Annotated in this window: 12 protein-coding genes; 5 read left to right on the forward strand and 7 right to left on the reverse strand. The window is 62.4% G+C overall.

Going from position 1 to position 17,792, the window contains the following annotated elements; translation table 11 throughout:
* Positions 1 to 21: 21 nt before the first annotated feature.
* The 4 genes from H7A13_04020 to H7A13_04035 form a co-directional block, all read right to left on the reverse strand.
* Complete coding sequence (locus H7A13_04020; GenBank protein ID MCP5332506.1) at positions 22 to 660, reverse strand: glutathione S-transferase family protein; 639 nt, start codon at positions 658 to 660, stop codon at positions 22 to 24.
* Positions 661 to 774: 114 nt separating this feature from the next.
* A complete protein-coding gene (locus H7A13_04025) occupies positions 775 to 1,413 on the reverse strand; it encodes a DedA family protein (protein ID MCP5332507.1) in 639 nt (212 codons plus the stop codon).
* 88 nt (positions 1,414 to 1,501) lie between these two features.
* Complete coding sequence (gene ettA / locus H7A13_04030; protein MCP5332508.1) at positions 1,502 to 3,169, reverse strand: energy-dependent translational throttle protein EttA; 1,668 nt, start codon at positions 3,167 to 3,169, stop codon at positions 1,502 to 1,504.
* Between the two features lie 187 nt (positions 3,170 to 3,356).
* Positions 3,357 to 4,337 (reverse strand): cation transporter, encoded by a 981-nt coding sequence (locus H7A13_04035; GenBank protein ID MCP5332509.1) that lies wholly within the window; start codon positions 4,335 to 4,337, stop codon positions 3,357 to 3,359.
* Between the two features lie 125 nt (positions 4,338 to 4,462).
* Between H7A13_04035 and glgP the strand changes: the two genes are divergently transcribed.
* A complete protein-coding gene (gene glgP, locus H7A13_04040; protein MCP5332510.1) occupies positions 4,463 to 6,169 on the forward strand; it encodes an alpha-glucan family phosphorylase in 1,707 nt (568 codons plus the stop codon).
* A gap of 36 nt (positions 6,170 to 6,205) precedes the next feature.
* On the opposite strand, the gene H7A13_04045 is transcribed toward glgP, so the two are convergent.
* The 3 genes from H7A13_04045 to H7A13_04055 all read right to left on the reverse strand — a co-directional run bounded on the left by H7A13_04045 (position 6,206) and on the right by H7A13_04055 (position 10,419).
* Positions 6,206 to 8,110: an ATP-binding cassette domain-containing protein gene (locus tag H7A13_04045; GenBank protein ID MCP5332511.1), complete on the reverse strand. Its 1,905-nt coding sequence runs from the start codon at positions 8,108 to 8,110 to the stop codon at positions 6,206 to 6,208.
* 90 nt (positions 8,111 to 8,200) lie between these two features.
* A complete protein-coding gene (locus H7A13_04050; GenBank protein ID MCP5332512.1) occupies positions 8,201 to 10,015 on the reverse strand; it encodes an EAL and GGDEF domain-containing protein in 1,815 nt (604 codons plus the stop codon).
* A 197-nt stretch (positions 10,016 to 10,212) separates the two neighbouring features.
* Positions 10,213 to 10,419 (reverse strand): hypothetical protein, encoded by a 207-nt coding sequence (locus H7A13_04055; GenBank protein ID MCP5332513.1) that lies wholly within the window; start codon positions 10,417 to 10,419, stop codon positions 10,213 to 10,215.
* A gap of 260 nt (positions 10,420 to 10,679) precedes the next feature.
* Here H7A13_04055 and H7A13_04060 point away from each other — a divergent pair, with 260 nt between their 5' ends.
* The 4 genes from H7A13_04060 to H7A13_04075 all read left to right on the forward strand — a co-directional run bounded on the left by H7A13_04060 (position 10,680) and on the right by H7A13_04075 (position 17,774).
* Positions 10,680 to 12,686 carry a VWA domain-containing protein gene (locus tag H7A13_04060; GenBank protein MCP5332514.1) on the forward strand — a complete coding sequence of 669 codons (2,007 nt, stop codon included), beginning with the start codon at positions 10,680 to 10,682 and terminating at the stop codon, positions 12,684 to 12,686.
* Positions 12,687 to 12,898: 212 nt separating this feature from the next.
* Positions 12,899 to 13,567: a TetR/AcrR family transcriptional regulator gene (locus H7A13_04065; GenBank protein ID MCP5332515.1), complete on the forward strand. Its 669-nt coding sequence runs from the start codon at positions 12,899 to 12,901 to the stop codon at positions 13,565 to 13,567.
* Complete coding sequence (locus tag H7A13_04070) at positions 13,567 to 14,670, forward strand: efflux RND transporter periplasmic adaptor subunit (protein MCP5332516.1); 1,104 nt, start codon at positions 13,567 to 13,569, stop codon at positions 14,668 to 14,670. Before H7A13_04065 ends, H7A13_04070 begins: the two co-directional genes overlap by 1 nt.
* Positions 14,667 to 17,774, forward strand: coding sequence for an efflux RND transporter permease subunit (locus H7A13_04075; GenBank protein ID MCP5332517.1), 3,108 nt, complete (start codon positions 14,667 to 14,669; stop codon positions 17,772 to 17,774). Before H7A13_04070 ends, H7A13_04075 begins: the two co-directional genes overlap by 4 nt.
* Positions 17,775 to 17,792 lie beyond the last annotated feature (18 nt).

Below are 17,792 nucleotides of genomic sequence, written 5' to 3' on the forward strand. Positions count from 1 at the left end.
CATGGTCTGTCGAATGCGCGCTCAGCCGCTCATCGCCTTGAGCGCCGCGATGTTGTCGGCCAGCACGCGCTTGGTCACGTCGCGCTCGGCGACCTTCTCCATCATCGTGGCCAGGCCCGGCACTTCGGCGATGATGTCCCAATCGAGCACGCGGCGGCAGGCGGTTTCGCTCAGCTTCAGGGCGTAGAAGGCAAAGATGTCGGCGGCGGTCAGTTCGCTGCCGCAGAGGTAGGGCGAGAGTGAGGCGATGCGTCCGAGTGCCGGCAGGCCGCGGCGCAGCAGTGCGGTGGAGCTCTCCTTGACCGATTCGGGCACCTCGCGACCGAAGAGCGCGCCGATCATGCGGTGGGCCGGGTCTTCGATGTAGAGCTCGATGGTCTTGATGATCTGCTGCATCCTGGCCCGCGCGAAGGGGTCGGCGGGGTAGAGCGCCGGCTGCGGATGGCAGGCTTCGAGGTAGTCGAGAATGACGCTGGTCTCGGTGAGAATGCCCCGTTCGGTCTCGATGAAGGGCACTTTGCCCATCGGGCTCTTGGCCAGCAGCGCAGGCTCCTGGCTCGGGGCGACCGTCACGGCTTCGAAGGGAATCTCTTTTTCAAGCAGGTAGTGTTTGACGATGTTGTAGTAGTTGCTGACCGCAAAGCCGTAGAGCTTGAGCATGGGAGATTCTCCTTATGGGTGGAGCCGCCGTCGGTCAGTGAGCCATTTCACTGCCGACAGGCGACCGCCCGATTGTAACGGATGCTGTGTGGTTCCGGCAGGCGCGCAAGGGTGCTATGGATTGGCGCGCTTGCCTGGTCGGCGCTGGCGCCACACCTCGATCAGCGCGGGCAGCAGGCTGATGCCGATGATCAGAAAGATCACCAGGCTGAAGTTGCTGCGGATGATCGGCAGGTTGCCGAAGTAGTAACCGAGCAGCACGAAGCCGGCGACCCACAATGCGCCGCCCAGCAGGTTGTAGGCGAGAAACTCGCCGTAGGGCATCTTGCCGACACCGGCCAGAAAGGGGGTGAAGGTGCGCACGATCGGGACGAAGCGGGCCAGGATCACCGACTTGCCGCCATGCTTGTCGAAAAAAAGCTGGGTTCGCTCCAGATAGTCGCGTCGAATCCAGCGCGAGTCGCGTTCGAAGACCGCCTTGCCGGCGCGGCGGCCAATCAGGTAGTTGAGGTTGTCGCCGAGCACCGCGGCGACGAACAGCAGTCCGGTGAGCAGCCCCGGGTGCAGCGCGCCGGTGGCGCTGAGCGCGCCGGCGGCGAACAGCAGGCTGTCACCGGGCAGAAACGGCATGATGACGAGTCCGGTCTCGACGAAGATGATCATGAACAGCAGCAGGTAGATCCAGGCGCCGTACTGCTGGACGAATTCGATCAGGTGACGGTCGACATGCAGGATGAAATCGATCAGCTCGATCATGGGGTGCTGCTCAACGCAAGTGAATGGGGTGTGGCTGGCACGGCCGGCTGCCGCTGGTCGGTCGACTGCGACAGCCGGACAGTGATCAGGCGCTCAATGGCCGGTATTTGAGGCGGTGCGGCTGGTCGGCGTCGACACCGAGACGGCGCTTGCGGTCGGCCTCGTAGTCGGCGTAGTTGCCCTCGAACCAGACCACCTTGCTGTCGCCCTCGAAGGCGAGGATGTGGGTGGCGATGCGGTCGAGGAACCAGCGGTCGTGGGAGATGACCACGGCGCAGCCGGGAAAGGTCAGCAGCGCCTCTTCGAGCGCCCGCAGGGTCTCGACGTCGAGGTCGTTGGTCGGTTCGTCGAGCAGCAGCACGTTGCCGCCGCTCTTGAGCACCTTGGCCAGATGGACCCGGTTGCGCTCGCCGCCCGACAGTTCGCCGATCCGCTTCTGCTGGTCGGTGCCCTTGAAGTTGAAGCGGCCGACATAGGCGCGTGATGGCGTTTCGTAGCTGCCGACGCGCAGGATGTCATGGCCGCCGGAGATCTCCTCCCACACTGTATGTTTGTCATCGAGGCTCTGCCGGCTCTGGTCGACATAGGCGAGCTGCAGGGTCTCACCGAACCTCAGCGTGCCGGCGTCGGGCTGCTCCTGACCGGCCAGGATGCGGAACAGCGTGGTCTTGCCGGCGCCGTTGGGGCCGATGATGCCGACGATGCCGCCCGGCGGCAGTTGAAAGTTCAGGTCATCGAACAGCAGCCGGTCGCCAAAGGCCTTGCGCAGCCCTTCGCCCTTGATCACCAGGTCGCCAAGGCGGGGTCCGGGCGGGATGTAGAGATCCTGGGTTTCGTTGCGCTTCTGGAACTCCTGTGAGGCCAGTTCGTCGAAGCGGGCCAGCCGCGCCTTGCTCTTGGCGGTGCGCCCCTTGGGATTGCTGCGCACCCATTCGAGCTCGGCCTGCATCGCCTTGCGGTGGGCTGACTCCTGCTTTTCTTCCTGCTCCAGCCGCTTCTCTTTCTGCGCCAGCCAACTGGAGTAGTTGCCTTCCCAGGGGATGCCGTGACCGCGGTCGAGCTCCAGAATCCAGCTGGCGACGTTGTCGAGAAAGTAGCGGTCGTGGGTGACGGCAATGACGGTGCCGGGGTAGTCGTGCAGAAAGCGTTCGAGCCAGGCCACCGATTCGGCGTCGAGGTGGTTGGTGGGCTCATCGAGCAGCAGCATGTCCGGTTTGGAGAGCAGCAGCCGGCACAGCGCCACGCGGCGCTTCTCGCCACCGGAGAGCCTGGTCACATCGGCCTCCCATGGCGGCAGGCGCAGTGCGTCGGCGGCCACGTCCAGGGTGCGGTCGAGCTCCCAGGCGCCGGCGGCGTCGATCTTGTCCTGCAACTCGGCCTGCTCGGCCAGCAGGGTATCGAAGTCGGCATCGGGGTCGGCAAAGGCGTTGCTGATCTCGTTGAAGCGATCGAGCAGGGCCTTGGTCTCCTTCACGCCCTCCTCGACATTGCCGCGCACATCCTTGGCCGGGTCGAGTTCCGGCTCCTGCGGCAAAAAGCCGATCCGGGTGCCGGCCAACGGCCGTGCCTCGCCGTCGAACTCCTTGTCGACGCCCGCCATGATCCGCAGCAGTGTCGACTTGCCCGAGCCGTTGAGTCCCAGCACGCCGATCTTGGCGCCCGGAAAGAACGACAGCGAGATGTTGCGCAGAATCTCGCGCTTGGGCGGCACGACCTTGCTGACGCGCTGCATGGTGTAGATGTATTGGGCCATGGGGCGGCGGTTCTCCGAGCTGAATTGACAAGGCCGGGGTGCGGCAGGCCGGGACGGTGCCGAACCGGATCAGCATGGTGGCTGCGGCAGGGCGCCGTTCACGGCGGGATTGGCTGCGCAGTGTATCCAGCGCGCTGCCGATTGCCCAGATCGACCGACCGGGTCGGTCGGTCAGTGGCAGGCTGATTCAGGATGGATTGGGTGCCGTCTGGTCATGGGCGTGGCTGTGGCCATGCTCGGGCAGATGCGCGAGGTCATGGTCGAGCGGTTCCATGCGGCACTGTTCGGCGGGATATTCCAGCTCCACCGTGCTGTGGCTGAAGCCGAAGCGCAGCACCAGTGTGCGCACCTGCTCCTTCAGTGCCAGCACCTGGTCGATGCTGAGGTCTTTCTCCAGCACCAGATGGCTGCTGAAGACATGGTGTTCACCATCCATCGACCAGACATGGGTGTGATGGCAATCAGCCACCTGATCGATGGCGCGGATTGCATCGAGCACTTCATCGAGCGAAATCTCGTCGGGCACACCCTGCAGGAACAGCGCGACGCTCTTTTTGAACAGGCCATGGACGTTGTACAGAATGAACAGGGTGAAGCCGATCGACAACAGTGGATCGAGGATCGGCCACTCCTTGAAAAGCAACAGGATGCTGACGCACAGCACGGCGAGCCAGCCGAGCAGATCTTCGATGAAGTGCCAGGAGATCACCTGGCTGTTGAGCCCGCGGCCGCCGCGCAGCCGCAGTGCCACGGCGCCGTTGACGGCGATGCCGAGCAGCGCCAGCAGGATCATCCCCGGCGCATGCACCGGCTGTGGATCGAGCAGTCGTGGCACCGCCTGCAACAGAAGATAGAGCGAGCCGCCAAGCAGGATGGCGGAGTTGATCAGGGCGCCCATCAGCGAAAAGCGTCGGTAGCCATAGGAGTAGCGCTGGTCGGGACGGCGCTCGGCATGGTGGCCGAGAAACCAGGCCAGCCCCAGGGCAAGGCTGTCGCCCAGATCGTGCAGCGCGTCGGAGGCAACGGCCAGACTGTTGGTCAGCAACGCGCCGATCAGCTCCAGCAGGGCGAAGCCGAGGTTGAGAAAGAAGGCCAGCTTCAGGTTGTGGACATCCTGATGGGCATGGTGGTGGCCATGATCATGGCCATGGTGGTGCGCGCTGCTGATGGGCGGAACTCCGGCAGTGGTGTTGCTGTCATCAATATGATCGGTGCGGCCGTTTATGATGGCAAGGTCGCATCGACCGCTACAGTAAAGAGTCAACCAGACTTCGATCGAAAGGATCTCTCGCAATGCCGCACCATGAATTCACCCGTCGCCCACGCACTGCCTATTTTTCGATGGAGATCGCGCTGGGGCAGGGCATACAGACCTACAGTGGGGGCTTGGGCATCCTGGCAGGCGACACCCTGCGTTCGGCCGCCGACCTGTCGGTGCCGATGGTCGGGGTGACACTGGTGAGTCGTCACGGCTACTTCCGCCAGCAGCTCGATGCCGAGGGGTGGCAGAGCGAAAGCGATGATGGCTGGGAGCCGGAGCGGTTCGCCAGTCGCCTCGACAGCAAGGTGGCACTGACCATCGCCGGCCGCCAGGTGTGGATCAGCGGCTGGCTCCATGTGCTGGGTGGCTGCATCGATGGCCGGCTGCCGGTGATCCTGCTCGACACCCGGCTTGATGAGAACCACCCGGATGACCGGGCGATCACCGACCATCTGTATGGCGGCGACGAGACCTACCGTCTGAAGCAGGAGATGGTGCTCGGCTTTGGTGGCGTGCGCATGTTGCGTGCGCTCGGTTTCGAGATTCGCCAGCACCACATGAACGAGGGCCACTCGGCCTTTCTGGCGCTGGAGCTGATGCTGCGCGATGCCTACCTGCCCGAGGAGCTGCGTCCGGGCGAGCCGCGTTACGACCTGCCCAAGGTGCGCGATCTCTGCATCTTCACCACCCACACCCCGGTCGAGGCCGGCCACGACAAGTTCGACTATGGCCTGGTCGAGGCAACCATGGGGTCACTGGTCGACCTGCCGACGCTCAGGCAGCTGGCCGGCGAGCAGCAGCTCAACATGACCCGGCTGGCGCTCAACCTCAGCGAGTATGTGAACGGGGTGGCCAAGCGCCATGCCGAGGTGTCGCGGCAGAACTTTCCTGGCTATCGCATTCATGCGGTGACCAATGGCGTGCATCCGGCGACCTGGACCGCACCCAGCTTCCAGCGGCTCTACGACCACCATCTGCCCGGCTGGTGTCATGAACCCGAGCTGCTGTCACGCGCCGATCAGATCACCGATGCCGAGATCTGGGCGGCGCATGAGGAGGCCAAGGCGGCGCTGATCGCCCGGATCGTACAGCTCACCGGCGTCAGGTTTCACCCCAAGCTGCCGATCATCGGCTTTGCCCGCCGCATGACCGCCTACAAGCGGCCGGCGCTGCTGTTCTCCGACCTCGCCCGTCTGCGTGCCATCGCCGGCAGTTATCCGTTGCAGATCGTGCTGGCCGGCAAGGCGCATCCGCACGATCAGGAGGGCAAAGGGCTGATTCAGGCGCTGCATGGATGGATCAAGGCGCTGGAGGATGAGATTCCGATCGCCTTTCTGCCCAACTACGACATGGAGCTGGGACAACTGCTGACCTCCGGCAGTGACCTCTGGCTCAACACCCCGCTGCGGCCGCTGGAGGCCTCCGGCACCAGTGGCATGAAGGCGGCCTTCAACGGCGTGCCACAGTTGAGTGTGCTCGATGGCTGGTGGATCGAAGGCTGTGTCGAGGGGGTGACCGGTTGGCGCATCGGTGACAGTGCCGAGCAGCCAGCCAACGGCTTCGACAGTGAGGCGCTCTATCAGAAGCTGGAGGAGGTGGTGTTGCCGCTCTATTACGGCTATGAAGGCGAGCAGAGCGCCTGGATCGCCGTGATGAAGGGGGCGATCAGCAAGAATGCGGCCTATTTCAACAGTCACCGCATGATGCGCCGCTATGCCTCGGAGGCCTACGTGCTCTAGGGTTGCCTCACTCCCGGGAGTCGATCAGCCACCGCTTCAGCGACCCGTGCTGCGCTGCTCGAGCGCCTCCCAGCGGCTGAAGCAGGCTTCCAGGGCCTGCGCTATCTGCTCGATGCGCTGGCTGGTCGATGTGATCAGGGCTGGGTCCTGCGCATAGAAACCGGGCTGGTTCATCGACGCCAGCAGTTGTCGCTGCTCGGTTTCGAGCGTGTCGATCTGTGCCGGCAATGCATCGAGTTCCCGCTGCTCCTTGTAGCTCAGCTTGGCAGGGCTGGTGGCCGCCGCAGCGACGGAAGGCTGCCGTGCCGGTGCGGCTTTGACCCGCTCCTGCCGCTGTGGCGGCAGGGCAGGACACTGGCGCAGATAGTCGCTGTAACCGCCGACATACTCCCTGAGTTCGCCATCGGCATCGAATGCGATCAGGCTGGTCACCACATTGTCGAGAAAGGTCCGGTCGTGGCTCACCAGCAGCAGCGTGCCGGGGTAGTTGATCAGCAGGCTCTCCAGAATCTCCAATGTTTCGGTGTCGAGGTCGTTGGTGGGTTCATCCAGCACCAGCACATTGGCCGGTTGGGTGAACAGGCGCGCCAGCAGCAGCCGGTTGCGCTCGCCGCCCGACAGCGCCTTGACCGGCGCACGCACCTGACGCGGCGAAAAGAGAAAATCACCCAGGTAGCCCATCACCGACTTCTCCTGCCCGTTGATGGTGATGCTGCTGCGCCCCTGTGCCACCACGTCGATCAGGCTGCTCTCTTCGTCGAGTGTTTCGCGCAACTGGTCGAAGTAGGCGATCTCGAGCCGGCTGCCATGGCGAACCTCGCCGGAATCGGGGCTGATCTGGCCGAGCAGCAGGTTGATCAGCGTGCTCTTGCCACAGCCGTTCGGCCCGAGGATGCCGACCTTGTCGCCACGCTGGATCAGGGTCGAAAAGCCCTGTATCAGCGGCGTGCCGGCAAAGCCATGGCTGAGATTGCGCGCCTCGATCACCAGTTGGCCAGAGCGCTGGCTGCCATCGACCCTGAGGTTGACCGTGCCATCGCGGTTGCGCCGCGCCGCGCGCTCACGGCGCATCGCCTCGAGCGCCCGCACCCGGCCCTCGTTGCGGGTGCGCCGCGCCTTGATGCCCTGGCGAATCCACACCTCTTCGGCGGCCAGCCGTTTGTCGAACAGGGCATTGCGCCGCTCCTCCTCTTCGAGGGCGGCCATGCGGCCGGTCAGGTAGCGGTCGTAGTCGCCCGGCCAGTTGCTGAGCCGGCCCCGCTCCAGCTCGACGATGCGGGTGGCGAGGCGGCGCACCAGCGAACGGTCGTGCGAGATGAAGAGCACGCTGCCGGCGAAGTCGAGCAGAAACCGCTCCAGCCAGTCGATCTGCCGGATGTCCAGATGGTTGGTCGGCTCATCGAGCAGCAGCAGGTTGGGCTCATTGATCAGCGCCCGCGCCAGCAGCACCCGCCGCTTGAAGCCGCCAGAGAGGTTTTCGATCTGTGCATCGGCCCGCAGATCCATGCGATCGAGCAGCGCATCGAGGCGCTGCGCCAGCCGCCAGCCATCGTGGGCATCGAGCAGCCCCTGCAGCCGCTCCAGCTCCTGCTGCTCGGTGGCGGTGATTCGCGGTTTGGCCAGCAGAAGATGATGGGCGTCGAACCACTGGTTGACCTCGCCGAACCCCTGCGCCACCACCTCGGCGACGCTGCCCTGCAACCGGGTCGGCACCTCCTGGGCCAGCCAGGAGAGATTGAGGTTGTCGCCCTGGATGATGCGGCCATCGTCGGGTGGAATCAGCCCCGCCACCAGCTTCATCAGTGTCGATTTTCCAGCACCGTTGCGCCCGATCAGCGCAATGCGCTCGCCGTTCTGGATGTCGAGGTCGACTCCGTCGATCAGCGGCGGATGGCCGACCGTCAGTTGGACATTGCTCAGTTGCAGCAGGAGTTCGGCCATGCGGGGAGTGTCGGTCTGCTCGGGTGAGTGGGGCGGCAATTCTAATCGCTCGCCACTGCAACAGCACGAACAGTCGTCAGAGGGCAGATTTCACATGGGCGATGCAGTTGTCTGCACGCTGTCCGGACCCCGCCGACGATCGACATAGAGGGCGCCGTCTGCGGCAGCGCCGCGACGCCGTTTGGCCTGATGCTTGGCCTTGGCCGCCAGTGCGGCGACATCATGGTGCGAGTGGCAGCGGGCCGGATCGGGCAGCACGACGCCGATCGACAGCCCGAGCAGTGGAAAGAACTGTTTCTGACCGCGCCGGTCTTCGCTCCAGATGCCGCCCGCGGCCTGCTCTTCGCTGCTGCTGAACTCCAGGGCGGCCTCTTTGAATGCGCTCAGCAGTCGTTCACAGCGTTCATGCCAATCTGCGCTGCAAAGCACCAGGACGAAATCATCGCCACCGATATGGCCGATCAGGTCACGTTCGCTGTCGCAGTGCTGCACTGCCAGTTCGGCCAGGCGCTTGATGACCTCGTCGCCACGGCTGTAGCCATGGAGGTCATTGAAGGGTTTGAAGTGATCGATGTCACAATAGGCCACGGCGAAGGAGGTCTGTCTGCGCAGCAGATCGGCGACACATTCGTAGACCGGGACGTTGCCGGGCAGCAGCGTCAGCGGATTGGCGTGGCGGGCGGCACGCATCTGCAGGTCGGTGATGCGCCGCAGCAGATCGAGCACGCGCACCATGCCCAGGTAGTGGCCTTCATGGACGACGATGAACTCCTGCTCGACCTGGTCAGCGACCACATCGGTCAGCAGGCGGCTGACATCGGCCAGTTGCAGGTCGTGCTCGACCGTCAAGGGTTCACCCTGCATGAACCAGGCGACTGGCTTGCGGCCATAGAGTTCGCGCCCGTAGCGGCTGAAGTAGAGATGGTTGAACGTGATGCGCTGGATCATGCCCACCACCCTGCCGTCAGCCACCACCGGCAGCGTGTTCAGATCGGGACGCTGACGGAACATCAGCTCCACGGCGTCCATGCTGGTGTCGGGAGTGATGCTCGGGTTCGGTCGAGCCAGCTCACCCACCGTCTGGCCGCGTTGCCAGCGCCAGGCGTCACGCAACAGGGGCAGGTCGCGCTCGAACAGACCGGCTGCCAGCGTCAGCGGTGGCTCGGCAACCGGGCGCGCCAGGTGGTAGCCCTGTGCCAGTTCGATGCCAAGCTCGGTCAATGCGCCGAATTCGCCGGCGGTTTCCACCCCTTCGGCCACCACTTGGGCGCCGGCGCTGCGCGCCATCTCGCCCATCGAGCGCACGAATTCACGTTTGATCGGGTCATCGTCCAGACCACGGATGAAGTGCTGATCGATCTTGACATAGGCTGGACGCAGCTCGGACCACAGACGCAGGCTCGCATAGCCCGCCCCGAGATCGTCGATGGCGACCCGATAACCCGCCTGCAGATAGGGGGTCAGGGCCAGACGCAGACTTTCCGAATCCTCCAGCGGATAGCGCTCGCTCAGCTCCAGCACCACCCGTTGTGGTGACAGGCCGGTGGCCCGCAACTGCTCGATGGCATGTCGTGAATCATGCCGAGACTCCAGCAACAGGCTCGGCACCATGTTCAGGAACAGTTGGCCGGGAAGGCCCATGGCCAGAAACCGGCTGGCGGCAAGCCGTTGGCACAGCAAATCCAGCTCGGAGAGTCGCTCGCACCGTTCAGCAGTGCCAAACAGGACCAGCGGATTGTGCAGCGGGCTGTCGGCAGGACCACGGACCAAGGCCTCGTAACCCATGACCGTGCGACCGCGTAGCGATGCGATCGGTTGAAACAGAATGTTGAGCCGCTGCTGTGCCAGGACGCTGTCGAGTTCGAGGCAGAGACGGCGGATATCTTCGGGGGGCCAGGGTGACATCGGGAATGAGAACTGCTTAACCGATAAAAATCAGAATGTTATGCAGTAATTATGACGTTTTTATTTCCATGATGGCTGTTGATTGGCACCCCTCGATTGCTTCAGGAGGAAGCAGGGCGAGCGTGGAGTGTCCGGAAGGCGAAGCGGGCATCCGGACAAGGAGTGACGGGTTGAAACCGCGTGCGATTGAGAGTGGTTCAGACGCCTCTCAGGGGTTGCAGTCGAGGGTAATAGTCACGGTAGATCACCGAAAAGACCGGCTGTTCCGGCTGGCCGAGATGCTGGTTGCGCAGCAACTGGTCGGTGATCGCCTGGTAATCGACCTGGATGCCGCGCGACTCCACGCGGCGGATCGCTTCCACCTCCTTGAGGGAGAGCTTTCGGGGTCCGGTCGTTGACGGCATCTCTTCTCCTCCGCGATGTCGGGTCAATGTCTACAGGCAACAGCGGCGCCGCCTTGGGGCGTGAGGGTGCTGCGCTTGCCAGCCACAACAACAGAAATTCTTCAGCTCAAGCGTAGCCGAACTGTGCGCTGTTGCAGATTTTTTCCGGTTTTCGGGTTGGAAAGCAGAATGAAAAGAGTCTGCTAGGCTTGAGAAGAGTGCTTTTTACAGTGCGTGGCCGACTGTTCGTGCCATCACGGTGTGCAACGGAGAGTGAACGGATGATCGGTTTCTGTCGTCGGACAGCCGCCTGGTTGCTGGCGGCACTGCTGCTGACGCTGCCACCATTTCTGCTGGCAGCGCAGGAGCCGCCAGTCGATGTGCGGGTGGTCATCGACATCTCGGGCAGCATGAAAAAGAACGATCCGCACACTCTGCGCATTCCGGCGGCGAACCTGTTGATCGATCTGCTGCCGGCCAACAGCCGTGCCGGCATCTGGCTGTTTGGCGAGCAGGTCAACCTGCTGGTCAGGCACGCGCAGGTCGACAGTGCCTGGCGCGAACTGGCGCGCCGTCAAGTCGGCAAGATCGACTCATCCGGGCTCTTCACCCACATCGGCGCCGCGCTGGAGCAGGCGGGTTACGATCTGAAGCAACCGACCGCCAAGGGACGGGTTCATCTGATCTTTCTGACCGATGGCCTCGTCGATGTCAGCAAGGATCCGGCACGCAATCAGGCCGAGCGGCAACGCATCATCGAGAAGATCCTGCCGCGCTATCAACAGGCGGGCGTGACGATTCACACCATTGCCCTGTCGGCCGAGGCTGACCATGCGCTGCTCAAGCAGATGGCGCGGACAACCGGCGGCATCAGCGCCACGGCCAACCACGCCGATGAGTTGTTGAAGCTGTTTCTGCAGGCGCTGGAGCAGGCGGCACCCGCCACCGAGCTGCCACTGGCCGACAACCGTTTCAGTGTCGACGGTGCCATCGAGGAGTTCACGCTGCTGGCGCTGCATCCGGCGCAGGCCGATGCGCAGGTGCGGCTGCTGGCGCCGGATGGCACGGCCTACGAGGCGCAACAATACCCGGTGACGGTCAGTTGGCACCGTGACCGGGGCTACGACCTGGTGACGGTGCGCAAGCCCGCGGCCGGGGAGTGGGTGTTGCAGTCCGATCCTGACCCGGGCAACCGGGTGCGGGTGGTCAGCAATCTGCAACTGAAGGTCGATGGCATCCCGGGCAGCTTGGCCGAGGCGGCACCGATCAACGGCCGATTCTGGCTCGAAGAGGCGGGCAAACCGCTGACCGATGCCGATCTGTTGCGCCTGCTGACCATCACTGCCCAACTCTCCCAGAACGAGCGCCTGCTGAACAGCGGGCAACTGGCGAGTGCAGGTCAGCCGCCGGCCGACGGCATCTATGGGGTCAGCGTCACCGGTGTTGATCTGCCTGGAAGTTACGAGTTTCTGCTCAAGATCGATGGAAAAAGCTTTGTCCGCCAATATCGGCAACGAATCCAGTTCGCACCGCCGGGGCTCGATCATGTGACCGAGGTGCAACTGCCGGCCGATGCCTTCGGCGTGCGCTTCGAGCAGTCCAAGGATGCCAAGGGCGGTTACCGATTGGAGGTGACCGCGCGTCATCCGGAGATCGACCTGGGGACGGTCGAGGCCAAGGTGATGGTTCATCCGCCGCACAATCAGGGCAAAGTGCGCGATTTGCCCAAGCAGGGGACGGGTCGCTGGCAGCTCGAGCTGCTGCCCGCCGAACTGCCCGAAGCCGGTCAGTACCGTCTCGCCCTGCAACTGCGCGGCAAGACCCGACAGGGTGCGCCTTTCAATCTCTATCCCGATGAGATCGTTTTCATCGAGGCGGCGAGCTCGGCAGGCGAGGCGGATGCTGAAAAAGAGGTTGCAGAGGCCGATGATGCCTCGGCTGAGGAAGCGCACTCGAATCGGGTGCAGATGGGAGTTGCTGCAGGGGTATTTTTTCTGGCTGTCGGCGGTGTGGGTTACTTTTTCTGGCGGCGTTATCGCAAGAGTGTCGCTGACGCGCAGCAGGAGGTTTCCGACGCGGTCAAACAGCGCGAGGAGCGACGCAAAGCCCAAGCCACGCGCGAAGCGTCTTCGGCCAGGTGTGCTGAGTCTGCCGTGGAGGTCGAGGCCGATGCCGAGATGGACGCAGCAGAGGAGGTGGCGGAGTCCGGTAAGGAGCAGGTCGACGCGGATGAACTCGACAGGCTGGTTGATGAGATTCTGGCCGACGAAGAGCGTCCATCCACTTGACTGTTCCGGCGCGCTGGCTGGAAGTTTCCCGCGTTCCGCCCGGCGATGAATTTCAAAAGAGTTGGAAAAGCGATCTTGCCGCCACTATAATCCGGACCGATCGATCGGTCAGTGTCTTGTTCTGTGCGATTGTTTCTTCGGTCAAGGAAGGTCAAATCGATGGCGTTGGCAGTGTCTGGCTCGTCTGAGCGCTCCTTGGTTCCGGATTGCAGATGAGTGAACCAAGCGGCGAGCGCAGGGTGCTCGATGCGGCGCGGAAGCTCTTTTCCGAACAGGACTATGCCAGCGTCTCGATCAGCGCCATTGCGGATGAGGCCGGCGTGAGCAAGGCCAACATCTATCACCATTTCAGTTCAAAGAGTCAGCTCTATTACCAGGTGCTGAAGCTGGCCTGTGCCGATGCGACCCAGGCCATGCAATGGTGCTGTGAAGAGGCGGGCTCCTACCGGGAGATGTTGCACAGGTTCGTGCTTCGCCATCTGGTCAATCTGCTGAACAACCCCGCCGACTCCAAGCTGATGATCCGCGAGCTGTTCGAGGCAGGAAAGAACCTCCAGTCCGAGCTGAATTGTGAAGCGATTCCGGCGCAGGAGATCGACTGCAACTTCGCCCGTCTGGTGACGCTGTTGCGCGAGGGGCAGCAAACCGGCGAGTTTCGCGCCGAACTCAACCCATCGGTGCTGGCGGTGTTGATCATCGGCGCCAACATCCTGTTCATGAAAGGCAGCGACGTTCTGAGCAGACTGCCTGACATCGTCTATCCGAAAAAACCGGAGATGTTTTCCGCCATGGTGGTCGATGTGCTGCTCAATGGTATTCTCAACCGCCCCGCTGTTGCCGGGGCAAACTCTTCTGATGTGGGTCAAGGACTTAACTCGTAATGAAAAAAGCCATTCTGCTATCGCTTGCGCTGGCAAGCCTGCCGCTGCTGATCACCGGTTGCGCCAACAAGGAGGCCGAGAAAAAGGCGGAACAGACCGAGCGTCCGGCCACCTTGATCACGGTGGCAAAAGTTCAGAAGAGCATGCTTCAGGTGACCGAGAAGTCACTCGGTCGCATCGAGACTGCTGCCAAACCGAAAGTGGCTGCGGAGGTGGCCGGACAGGTCGTTCGTTTGCATGTCGACGTGGGTCGCAGTGTCAAAAAGGGCGATCTGCTGGCGCAGATCGATGACACCGCCTATCAGAACGAGTTGCGTGCCAGCAGTGCCGAGGTGCGTCGGGTGCAGGCCCAGCTCGAGAATCAGGAGCGCCAGGTCAAGCGGCTGCAGGATCTGAGCAAGCAGAATTTCGTCTCCAAGACGCAGCTCGATGATGCCGAGGCACAGAAGCGCGTGCTGACCCAGCAACTCGAGGGGGTTTCGGCGCGATTGGCCATCGTGCAGCGCAACCTCGACAAGACCCGGGTGTTTGCGCCGGTTGCCGGCGAGGTGCAGCGACGGCTGGTGTCGCCGGGTGATTTCGTTGCGCCGGGCGCTCCGCTTTTCGAGTTGACGACCCATCAGAAATTGCAGATCGTCCTGCCATTTCCCGAAAAGACCGCCAGCCGGCTGAAGCCGGGCCTCGAGGTCAAGCTGAGCCTGAATGTCGAGGAGGGGGGTGTTCAGGCGCATGGTGAACTGGTCGGTGTGGTGACCGAAGTCAGACCCGACATCGCCACCCAGAACCTCTCGGCCGATGTGATTGTCGAGGTCGACAATCCCGGCGACTGGCGACCCGGCGCCAGTGTCGATGGCGTGCTGGTGCTGGAGGAGCGTCAGACATTGATGGTTTCCGACCTGGCGGTGGTGCAAAGACCCGCTGGCACCGTGGTCTATGTCATCAAGGATGGGGTGGCCGAGCAGCGGCAGGTGACCACTGGCGTCTGGCAGAAGGGACGCATCGAGATCCGCACGGGCATCGAAGAGGGTGATACCGTTGCGGAAGAGGGCGCCTACTACCTGACCAACGGGGCCAAGGTACGAATCAAGGAGTCGAAGCCATGACACTGCCTGAACTGTCGATCAAACGCTATGCGATGGCCTACATGCTCAATCTGGTCATCGTACTGGTGGGCGTCATCGGTCTGACCCGCATCGGCATCGACCGCTGGCCGAATGTCGATTTTCCGATCATTTCGGTGACCACCACCCTCAAGGGAGCCAATCCGACCGTCATCGACAGCAGTGTCAGCAAGATCATCGAAGGGGCGGTCAACAGTGTGACCGGCATCGACTATATCGAGGCCTCCTCGACCCCCAGCGTCTCCAACGTGGTGATCTTCTTCAAGTCCAGCAAGGACATGGAGGTCGCCTTCAATGAAGTGCAGAGCAAGGTCAACACCGTGCTCAACCAGCTTCCAAGTGAGGCGGACATTCCAATTGTGCGCAAGATCGAGTTTGGCGCCTTCCCGATCATGTGGGTGGTGCTGTCGGGTGACCGGACCCAGGAGCAGCTGGGTGACTATGCGCTGAATGTGGTCAAGAAGCAGCTCGAAGGCATCGAAGGCGTTGGCAACATTCAGTTGGGTGGTTCCAACGAGCGGACCATCCGCGTCAACGTCGATCTGGAGCGGATGGCGGCACTGGGGGTGACCGCTCAGGATCTGACCCGCGCCTTCAACAATGAGCACCTGCAGGCGCCGGGTGGTTTCATGGTCGGTGAGAACCGGGAGTTTCTGATCAAGCTCGATCAGGAGTACCACAGCCTCCGTGAGTTGAATGAGCTGGTGATCGGCTACCGCAATGATGCGCCGATTCTGCTGAAGGATGTGGCCACCATCGTCGATGGGGTGGCTGACCGGCGCTCGTCGGGCTTCTTCATTGGTCAGAAGACGGCTGGACTTGGCATCGTCAAGGTCAGCAACGCCAACATGGTGGCGGTCATCGACAGGGTGCAGAAGGTGGTCAAGGAGCAGGTCGAGCCACTGCTGCCGCCTGGCATGAAGGTGACCATCGCCACCGACGATTCACTCTTCGTGCGTGGCCTCATCAGCAGCCTGAACGAGCATATTTTTTACGGCACCTTGCTGGCCGCGCTGGTGGTGCTGGTTTTCCTGCATGACTGGCGTTCGACGCTGATCGTATCGCTGGCCATTCCGGTCTCCCTGTTCGGGGCCGTGGCGGTGATGTACTTCTTCGACTTCACCTTCAACAGCTTCACGATGTTGGCGCTGCTGCTGCTGATCGGTGTGGTGGTCGATGACGCCATCGTGGTGCTGGAGAACATCCACCGTCACCGCAGCACCCTCGACAAGAACCCGATCACCTCGGCGATCTCAGGCAGCAATGAGGTGTTTTTTGCCGTGCTGGCAGCCAGTCTGTCGCTGGTCTGCATTTTTGGCCCGGTGATCTTCATGAGTGGTCTGGTCGGCAAGTTCTTCCAGTCCTTTGCCGTGGTGACCACGATCGGCGTGCTGGCGTCGTTCTTTGTTTCACTGACCCTGACGCCAGTGCTCTGCTCCCGCTTTCTGAAAGCCGAGCACAAGCTGGGACCCATTGCCCGTTTCAACGAGGGCTGGATTCAGAAGAGTGAGCGCGGCTACGAGCGGTTGCTGGATTTCTCGCTGAACCACCGCTGGATGGTGTTGGGCATCGCCACCTTGGTGGTGGCCTCGAGCGGTTATTTCTTCAAGAACATCGGCAAGGGGTTCAACCCGGAAGTCGATGAGAGTCGTTTCATGGTCTTCTTCAAGGCGCCGATCGGTTCATCGGTCTCATTCACAGAGAGCAAATTGGCCGAGATCTGGAGGGTGCTCGATTCACATCCCGAGGTGATGAACCACTTTTCCGGTGTTGGTCTGATGACTGGCATGCAGGGCAGTGAAGGCATGGCAATGGTTCGACTGGTGCCCAAGAATGAGCGCAAGTTGTCTCAACTCGAAGTGCAGAATCTGGTGCAGAAAGATCTCGCTGCCATCGCCGGCATCCGGGCGTTCGTGGTGCCTCCCAACCCGATGCCCGGCGGGCGCAGTGATCCGATTCAGATCGTCCTGCGTGCCAACAACTACGCTGACCTGGTGCGCGAAGGCACGTCGCTCTATGAACGTCTGCAGCAGAAACCGGAACTGGGCAATGTCGACATGGATCTTCAAAACGACCTGCCCGAAATGAATCTGGAAGTTGATCGTCTGCGTGCAACCAGTCTCGGCTTGAGTGCGCGTGACGTGGCCACCAGCATCAACCTGATGCTGGGTGGTGCGGACATCGCTTTCTACAACGACTCAGCCGGTACTGGTGAGCGTTACGACATCCGCATCAAGGCCAATGAGTCGGAGATCGGTCAACCGCTCGACCTGAAGAAGCTCTATCTGCGGACCAGTTCGGGCCAGTTGGTCAGGGCCGATACCGTTGCCGAGTTCGTGCCCAATCTTGGACCCGCCAAGCTCTCCAAGTTCAACCTGAAATACGCGGCCACCTACTACATCACACCCAAGGTGCCGCTGGCACAGGCATTGGAGATGATCGAGGTTGAAACCGACGCCCTGCCACTGGGCTTCAGCACCGATGTGAAGGGACAGGCGCGCAGCTTTGGCGAGGCCATCAACGCGGTTGGTTTTGCGCTGGTCCTGGCGCTGGTGCTGCTCTACATGGTGCTGGCCAGCCAGTTCAATGGCTTCATCCAGCCGCTGATCGTGATGTTGGCGCAGCCGCTGGCGATCGTCGGTGGGCTGTTTGCGCTGTGGCTGTTCGATTCGGAACTGGTGATGTACTCGATGATCGGCATGGTGTTGCTGATCGGGCTGGTGGCCAAGAACTCGATCCTGCTGGTCGATCTGACCAACCAGTACCGCGAGAATCGGGGCATGGGGGTTGATGAGGCGCTGCGGATGGCCTGCCCGATCCGGATGCGGCCGGTGGTGATGACCTCGCTGACGCTGATTCTGGCGATGTTGCCGGCAGCGGTGAGCCGTGGGGTTGGCGCCGAAACCAACGTGCCGCTGGCACTGACGGTGATCGGCGGCATGATCAGCTCCACGCTGCTGACGCTGGTGGTGGTGCCCGCGATGTATTCGCTGGTCGAGAACTTCAGGTTGCGGTTCCGTGACCAGCGGATGCAGCGTGCCTATGCCGCCGTGCCGAAGAAGCAGGAGCTGGATGCAGGCCACTGACCGAAGCCGGCGGCAGAA

The organism is Pseudomonadales bacterium (genome assembly GCA_024234215.1).
Lineage (GTDB): Bacteria > Pseudomonadota > Gammaproteobacteria > Pseudomonadales > UBA5862 > JACKOQ01.